Raw genomic sequence first — 1,639 nt, 5'->3', positions numbered from 1 at the left:
GCCGGCCGCCGCGCCCGGCCCACGCGGCCGGCGGCGTTCCGGCCGCGGCCGGGGCGTGCGGGCCGCGTCCCGTGCGCGGGAGAGGTGGCCGATCCGCGTTCGATCGGTGCCCTGATCGTGTGCGTGCCCTGATCGTGTGAGCGCGTCCCCAACGCCCGGCGCCGCGCGGGCCGTTGTTCCCTCGGGTGACCGGGCTTACGCCTCTGCGGCGGCGAAAAATGTGCCAGAGTTGCCACGTCCGGGCCCGGAGCACGTACCGTACGGCTGGGCAGCCGGGACAACCGGAAAGGGGCAGCTGGATTGAGCACGCACGCGCCGGTACCACGGGCGGCCCAGCTCGTCGCGCTACCGGCCACGTTGGACGAGGCCGTGGCGGCGCTGGCCGAGGCGCCGGCCGCCGTTCCGGTCGCCGGTGGCACCGATCTGATGGCGAGCGTCAACGCCGGGATGCTGCGGCCGGCGGCCCTGGTCGGCCTCGGCCGGCTCGCCGAGCTGCGTGGCTGGTCGTACCAGGACGGTCACGCGCTGTTGGGCGCCTGTCTGACCCACTCCCGGATGAGCCGCCCCGACTTCTCCGCGCTGATCCCCGCGCTGGCCGCCGCCGCCCGTTCCGCCGGGCCGCCCCAGGTCCGCAACGCCGGCACGCTCGGCGGCAACATCATCTCCGCCGCGCCCTCCGGCGACACCCTGCCGGTGCTGGCCGCGTTGGAGGCCACGCTGCTGGTGGCCGCGCCCGACGGCGAGGGCCGCCAGATCCCGATCAGCCACCTGCTCGCCGGCCGGGACCGGCTCAACCCCGGCGAACTCCTCGCCCACGTGCGGGTCCCGCTGCTGCACGCCCCCCAGACGTTCCTCAAGGCCACCTCGCGCACCGGCCCCTCGCGGGCGCTGGCCTCGGTCGCCGTGGTGCTCGACCCGCTGCGCCGCGAGGTGCGGTGCGCCGTCGGCGCGGTGGCGCCGATGCCGCTGCGCCCGCTGGACGCGGAGCGCTGGGTCGCCTCCCTGGTGGACTGGGACGGCCAACGGGGCCTGGCCCCCGAGGCGTTGGCCGCGTTCGGCGACTACGTCGGCATGGCCTGCATCCCCGACCCGAGACCCTCGGGGGACGGCGGCGAACCCGCCCAACTCCCGCCCGCCGTGCTGCATCTGAGGCGTACCGTGGCCGCACTGGCCCGCCGTGGACTCGGAAGGGCTCTCCGATGAGCAACGAGCACCAGCCCGACCCGAACGCCCCCGGGCCGCAGCCCAACTGGGGCAACGAGTACGACGCCGAGGCCACCGGCTTCCTCGAACTGCCGGGCGGCCTGCCGGAGCGGGGCGGCAGCGAGCCGCTGGCCGCGCCGGGGCAGGGCTACCAGCCGCCGGTGATCGAGCCGAGCGCCCCGGTGGCGACCCCGGGGCCCAGCGTCGATCCGGCCACCACCGGGCAGTGGACGATGCCCTTCGCCGCGCTCGGCGAGCAGCCGGCCGAGCCCTTCCCGGCCGAGCCCCTTCCGGCCGAGCCTCTTGCGGCCGAGTCCTTCGGGGACGGCCCGCGCGCGCCCGCGTCCGGGCAGGCGGCTCTCGGCCAGGGCGCCGCCGCCGCGCTGGCCGGCTCCTTCGAGGGCCGCGCCGAGCGCCGCCCGCTGGGCGACGGCCC

1 protein-coding gene and 1 pseudogene are annotated in these 1,639 nt (G+C 77.4%); both read left to right on the top strand.

Annotated features, from left to right (window positions below; translation table 11 throughout):
• Positions 1-300: 300 nt before the first annotated feature.
• A complete protein-coding gene (locus EBN88_RS29780; protein ID WP_122400074.1) occupies positions 301-1,203 on the top strand; it encodes an FAD binding domain-containing protein in 903 nt (300 codons plus the stop codon).
• A pseudogene (locus EBN88_RS29775) lies at positions 1,200-1,639 on the top strand (2Fe-2S iron-sulfur cluster-binding protein); the annotation flags it as partial. The gene EBN88_RS29780 and the pseudogene EBN88_RS29775, both read left to right, overlap by 4 nt.

Origin of the sequence: Streptomyces triticirhizae, from assembly GCF_003696235.1 — a bacterium.
In the GTDB taxonomy this organism is placed as follows: domain Bacteria; phylum Actinomycetota; class Actinomycetes; order Streptomycetales; family Streptomycetaceae; genus Streptomyces; species Streptomyces triticirhizae.
The sequence above is the reverse complement of the archived record's forward strand: the minus strand, read 5'-3'. Positions and strand labels throughout refer to the sequence as shown.